A 6,398-nucleotide genomic window follows, 5' to 3' on the forward strand; every position below is an offset into this window, starting at 1 on the left:
CACGGATTGGGCGCCAACCCCGAATTCGCGCAGTCGAGCGCTACCATCTTCCCGCGAAGAATCAGCGTTCCTTGAACGCGCGCCCCGCCTGATCCCGCAGCGGCTTGAGCAGGTAGGATAGCGCGGTCCGACCTGCCGTCTTGATGAAGACCTCGACCGGCATGCCGGGCAACAGCTTGGCCGACCCGAGTTTCGCCAGCTCTTCCGGTTTCAGCAGAACGCGACCCGTGTAGTAACTCGTGCCGGCACGCTGATCCTGGGTGATGTCTGCCGAGACCATGCTGACCTCTCCGTCGATTTCGGGCGTGGTCTTCTGGTTGAATGCCGCGAACCGCATTGTCGCTGTCTGCCCCATATAGACCTGGTCGATATCGCGTGGTGCGATCTTGACCTCAACCGCAAGCGAGTCAGCATCGGGCACGATCAGCATGATCTGCTCACCGGGGGAGATTACACCTCCAACCGTGTGGACGCTCAGCTCGTGGACGCGGCCGGTTTGCGGTGCCCTGATATCGATCCGATTCAATTGATCCACCGCCGCAGTCTTGCGCTCGCTCAGCTCGGCGAGCTTCGATCGCGTTTCGATCAGATCCTTGCCCACTTCCGTCCGCAGGTCCTGGTCGATCTGAATGATCTGGAGTCCGATTTCGGCGATCTTGCCCTTCGACTGAGCAATCATTCCTGCCAGCTGGCTGCGCTCGCCTTCGAGGCGGGCGGAATCGCGCTCGAGGGAATTGAGCCGCGTGATCGGCACCAGATTCTTTTGCCAGAGACTGCGCACGCCCTCCAGCTCTTGCCGGATAAATTCGACTTCCTTCTGCTTGGCCTCGGTCTGCCCTGTAAGGCCTTTGATCTCGTTTTCCAGCTGCGCGCTTTTCTCCTGCAACTGCGCCTTTTGGCCGCTTCGCGCCTGACGACGCAGCTCGAACAGCTTTCGCTCCGCAGTGATCGCACGGCTCGCCTCGGAGTTGCTCTCCTTGGCCCGGTCGAGCAGCACCTTGGGAAAGACAGTCTGCTCGGCGCCATCGCGCTCGGCCTCCAGACGAGCCTGCCGCGCGAACAACTCATCGAGGCTGTTCGTGACGATGGTCGCATTCGCGAGCGTCTGAGTCTCATCGAGGCGGATCAAAACATCTCCTGCATTGACCCGGGCCCCCTCCCGGACGCGCAACTCTCCCACGATCCCGCCGGTGGAGTGCTGAACCTTCTTGACGCTCGAATCCACCACAACCACGCCTTGGGCGATCACCGCGCCCGACAATTGGGTCGTTGTCGCCCAACCGCCGATCCCAAAGGTTACCAAACCGAACAAGATCATACCGACGATCATGTAACGCTGGATCGAATGCATCGCCGGTGTCACCAGGCCGCTCATCGACCGCCTCCTTGAGCTTCCGCGACGACTTTGAGCGGTGTGGGATTTCGCAACACTCTCTTGAGGACCTCCTCTCTCTTGCCGAAGGACTGCACCCTGCCTTCCCCGAGGCACAAGACATGATCCACACTTTCCAACGCCTTCGGACGATGCGCAACCACGGCGACAATTCCGCCCCGACGGCGCACGTTCAGGATCGCCTCGGTCAAGGCCTCCTCGCCCTCGGCGTCGAGATTGGACGAGGGCTCATCAAGCACGACCAGAAAGGGCTTGCCGTAAAAGGCGCGCGCGAGCCCGATACGCTGCCGCTGCCCCGCCGACAGCGCCAGCCCTCCCTCGCCGATCTTCGTGCTGTAGCCGTCCGGAAGGGAGAGGATGAGGTCGTGCGCGCCCGCGGCATGCGAGGCTTCCAGAACTGCGGCGGCCGTTGCCTCCGGGTCGAACCGTGCAATGTTCATCGCAATGCTGCCGTCGAACAACTCGACGTCCTGGGGCAGATAGCCGATGTGCTTGCCGAGGGCGTCCGAAGACCAGTGATCGAGCGCGGCGTTGTCGAGCCGGACCCTGCCTCGAGCGCAAGGCCACACCCCCACCAGCGCACGTGCCAATGTCGATTTGCCGGATCCGCTCGGACCAATGATTCCAACCGCCTGCCCGCTCCGCAAATGGAACGACACTTCGCTGACGGTGGGCCTCTCCGAGTTTGGGGCGCCGATATACAGGTTCTCGACCGTGAGGTTTGCGACAGGCGGAGGCAATGCCAACCGCTCCTCCTCGCTGGGCAGAAGCTTCAGCAAGCGATCGAGCCGTTGCCCGGAGTGCCGCGCGGTGACGAATCCTTTCCAGTTCGCGATGGCCATTTCGACAGGCGCCAGTGCCCGCGCCGTGAGGATCGATCCGGCAATGATGATACCGGCCGTCGATTCCTGATTGATGACGAGGACGGCGCCGACGGCGAGAACCAGCGATTGCAGGATCGCCCGGAAAATCTTGGAGGCGCCACCGAGTCCGTTTGCGACATCGCTGGCCTGCTCATGGGCCGCGAGATACTTCGCGTTGACATCGCGCCAACGTAAGCCCGCCTGTTGCCGCATGCCCATGGCCTGCAGGACCTCGGCATTTCGCCGCCCCTCCAGCGCCAGTGCAGTTCGCGAGACGGCGAGACGCGAGGACGCCTTTGCCGGCCCTCGCGTGCGTGTTTCCGTCAGCATAGTAATGCCGACCAGGACCAGCGCGCCGGCCAGCGCAGTCACGCCAATCCAGAAGTGAAAGAGGAAGCAGACGCCGAGATAGATCGGCATCCAGGGCAGATCGAAGAGTGCCGTCGGCCCTCCGCTCGACAGGAAGCTGCGGACCTGATCGAGATCTCGCACCGGCTGCAAGCCATCGCCATCCGCTCTGGTCTTCAAAGGCAGGCGAACGAGCGCGTCGAATATGCGAACGCTGAGCCTTTCATCGAAATACCGGCCGACCCTGGCGCTGATCCTGCTCCTGACGAGGTCGAGCCCACCCTGGAACAGGTAAAGAACCGTGGCCAAAACCATCAAGGCGATCAGCGTCGGTATGCTGCGCCCGGGCAGCACCCGATCATAGACTTGCAGCATGAAAAACGAGCCGGTGAGCATAAGGAGATTGCTCATGCCGCTGAAGGCCGCGAGAGCCCAGAAAATCCGGCGGCACGACCGCAGGAAAGCCGACATCTCCGACTGCGGCTCGTGATAGTCCTCCGCCGACCGGGGTCGACCAGTGAATATCCGCTGCCGCAGGGCTTCGACCGGGCGCCTTGCCCAGCCGATCAGTTGCGGCGTCCGCAGTTCGGCGTCATTCGCCCACTGTCGTCCGGCCGACCATAGTCCCGCCAAATGCATAAGTGGGATTCGATAAAGATTCGCAGACGGGGGGATCACCCCCCGCCGTCCAAAGTCAGTCATGGCACCCGCCCTTAAAACATGCCTCGGGAGATCCCCAAGAGATCCCCGAGGCAGTTGTTGAGTACTAGTCTGTGTGGTTGGCCCGCTCCTTACGCGAAGTGGAAGTCGTGGCTGTTCAACGCATCCAGCTTGGTGTTCTTCAGCGTGAGCGTGTCGCTCCCCGTCGCGATCACGACGTCGGAGCCTGATTGGGCTGCGTGGGAGAGAACGCTCGCAAAACTGTCGAACACACTTTTGCTGAACTCGATCGTGTCGTGCGCAGGACCGCTGGCAGTGAAGCTCTTGATGACATCGTTGCCGAAATTCGCAGCAAACGAGAACGTGTCGGCCTTGGTGGTGCCAACGAAGGCGTCATTTCCTGACGTGCTCGTCTGTACGTTGCTGCTCGTCGAGCTCGAAGTCGCAGCGAGGGAAGTGGTGCTCGTGGACGACGTAGCAACGCTCGACGTACCGACCTGCCCATCGCCGTTGAGATCCTGATGGAAGCTCGTCTCGAGCGATTTAAGGCCGGAGTTCGTACCCGACACGGTGCCGCCCGACGTGGAGCCGGTCAGGCTGCTTACGTGGGAAACGTAGTTGCCGTTGTTGTCGGTGTTCCACGCCGTGTACTGGCCGGTGCTCGCTTCCTTCCAGACGACCTGATAGCCCGTCGCCACCTTTTCCGCAGCAATGGGAGCCCAGGTGCCATCTGACCCATCAACGAAATCCAGGCCGTGATACTTCAGCGAGGGGCCTGTCCCGGTGCTGCTGTTGAGGTAGTATTTGTCGCCACTCTCAACGAGACGTGTTGCACCAGCCGACTCGACTACCGTGCCAGCAGTTGGCGTTGGCGACGTCGGTGTGGTCGAACTGGTAGCACCGATCTGCCCGTCACCGTTCAGATCCTGGTGGAAGGTCGTCTCGAGCGACTTAAGGCCCGAGTTCGTCCCCGACACCGAGCCGCCCGACGTGGAGCCGGTCAGGCTGCTGACATGGGAGACGTAGTTGCCGTTGCTGTCGGTGTTCCACGCCGTGTACTGACCCGTGCTCGCCTCTTTCCAGACAACCTCATAGCCCGTGGCAGTCTTCTCGGCACCAATCGGCGCCCAGGTGCCATCCGACCCGTCGACAAAATCCACACCGTGAGACTTCAGGGACGGGCCCGTCCCGGTGCTGCTGTTGAGGTAGTATTTGTCACCACTCTCCACGAGACGTGTCGCACCGGCCGACTCGATCACCGTGCCAGCAGTTGGCGATGTCGGCGTGGTGGGGGACGTCGGTGTAGTGGGGGATGTCGAGGTACCGGTGCTGGCCGTTACCACAGTGGACGCCACACTGGTATTACCCGCCACGTCCATTGCCTTCGCGGTGAGGCTGTGCGAACCGGCCGCAAGGGCGGCGGTGGTATAGGCCCACACGCCGCTGCTGTTGGTCGTTGCGGTCCCGATCTGGGTCGTGCCGTCGAACACCTTTACGACGCTGCTCGCTTCGGCATTGCCCGATATCACCGCCTGATTGGCGGTATTCACCGTATGGCTGGCAACGGTCGGCGCAGTCGGCGCCTTGGTGTCGACGGTGATTGCCAACGCAGACGACGCCGCGCTGGTCTGACCCGACGTGTTGGTTGCCGTTGCGGTGAGCGTATGCTTGGCGTCAGTCAGGACCTTCGTGATGTAGTCCCAATTGCCGTTTGAGTCCGCAGACGTCGAGCCGATTTGGATCGTACCATCGTAGACCTTGACCATGCTGCCGGCGGCAGCGGATCCCTTGAGCTCGATGGTGTTGTCGTTGGTGATCTTGTCGCCAGCGGTGCCGCTATCGGTCGAGAAAGACGCGATGACGGGAGCTGCGGGAGAGGAACCGCCGCCCGTCCCACTGCCGGTGTTTGCCGACGTGTTCAGAGTGGCAACCAGTGTCGCACCGTCGTTGACATTTCCGGTGTAGACGGGAGAGTTGCCTGTAAAGGCCGAGACCCCCCACGATCCCGACTTCATGTGGTTGTTCGTGAACGAAACGCCCGTGATCGAACCGCCCGAGAACTGACCGTCACTGTAAACCGTATAGCCACCACCGGAAAGCAGGTTGTTATCGACAGAAATATTCGAGATGGGCCCGAAGTAGTTGTCGATCATAATGGCGGATGTCTGACTATATGAGTTGATGACGGTGTTGTGGCTGATCACCGCACTCGAAATGCCGCCATCAATCTGAATTCCATCATAGTGAGGCGATCCTGACGCCTTCAGCTCATGGATGTAGTTGTCCTTGATAACAGAGTTGTTGCCTTGCAGTGTGATGCCGTTTTCGACGTTATAGATGTTATTCCCTATGAACGTACCCTGGCCTGCAATCCCATTGTTTCCGTCGTTGCCCGTGCCGACGCCATTAATTTCACAGTTCTGCACTACGGCGCCCGTTACACCCGTAGCGATCTTGACGACATAAAAGTCGCTCGAGGTGATCTTGCAATTTTCGAGAGTGACGTTCGGAGCGTTGATGTACACGCTGCCGCGTATGTCGAGGCCCGAAATAACCGCGCCCGCAGTATTGATCGTCAGATCGCCCGACGGGCTCAACGTTACGCCCGCTGGCACTCCGGTGTTCGTTGCATCTGGCCACCCAGTTGAAGAAGTCGTTGTCGCCAAAGTTCATTCTCCTCGTTGGTTCCGCAACCGCTAGATTTCATCGACGCTCACACTCATTACCAAGCGACGAGATCGCAAGCGTGTTGCATGTAGGCCGCCGAAGTAGTCGACGGGCAGCGGCTTTTTTGGGACCACATCGGGGCCCGTCCGAGGTCATTTGCGTAATCCGCCGCGAAATTCAGGGGCTCAGAACAGTTGTGCCAGATTAAATATTAAATACATTTTTGAAGTTGCGCCGCGCTGCGACCGCAAGGCGCAAACCGGCCACTGCCATTTGAAGTCCCACCTCATTTTGCGCGAAACAACTTCTGCAGCACAAAAAGAACTTAAAGTCGAACCTCCGCCTCCACGATTTAAGGATGCTTACTGATTCACTACATATCGAACAGTCGTAAGCGCTGTTTCGGTCCCACCTTCCATTGAAGGCCTCGAGCGAGGAATGATCGATCTCTGATTGGAGATCGGCTT

Annotated in this window: 3 protein-coding genes; all 3 read right to left on the reverse strand. The window is 60.2% G+C overall.

Features of this window, described 5'->3' with window-relative positions; genetic code table 11:
• Positions 1-61: 61 nt before the first annotated feature.
• The 3 genes from AC0L3B_RS35830 to AC0L3B_RS35840 all read right to left on the reverse strand — a co-directional run bounded on the left by AC0L3B_RS35830 (position 62) and on the right by AC0L3B_RS35840 (position 5,861).
• Positions 62-1,375, reverse strand: a complete 1,314-nt coding sequence (locus tag AC0L3B_RS35830) for an HlyD family type I secretion periplasmic adaptor subunit (RefSeq protein WP_247475344.1) — start codon at positions 1,373-1,375, stop codon at positions 62-64.
• Positions 1,372-3,306, reverse strand: a complete 1,935-nt coding sequence (locus tag AC0L3B_RS35835; RefSeq protein WP_473382218.1) for a type I secretion system permease/ATPase — start codon at positions 3,304-3,306, stop codon at positions 1,372-1,374. The genes AC0L3B_RS35830 and AC0L3B_RS35835 overlap by 4 nt, the downstream gene beginning before the upstream one ends.
• Before the next feature lie 89 nt (positions 3,307-3,395).
• Entirely contained in the window at positions 3,396-5,861 is a 2,466-nt protein-coding gene (locus AC0L3B_RS35840) for an Ig-like domain-containing protein (protein ID WP_473382219.1), read from the reverse strand.
• Positions 5,862-6,398: the final 537 nt, after the last annotated feature.

It is taken from the genome of Bradyrhizobium sp. Kon56, from assembly GCF_055807635.1.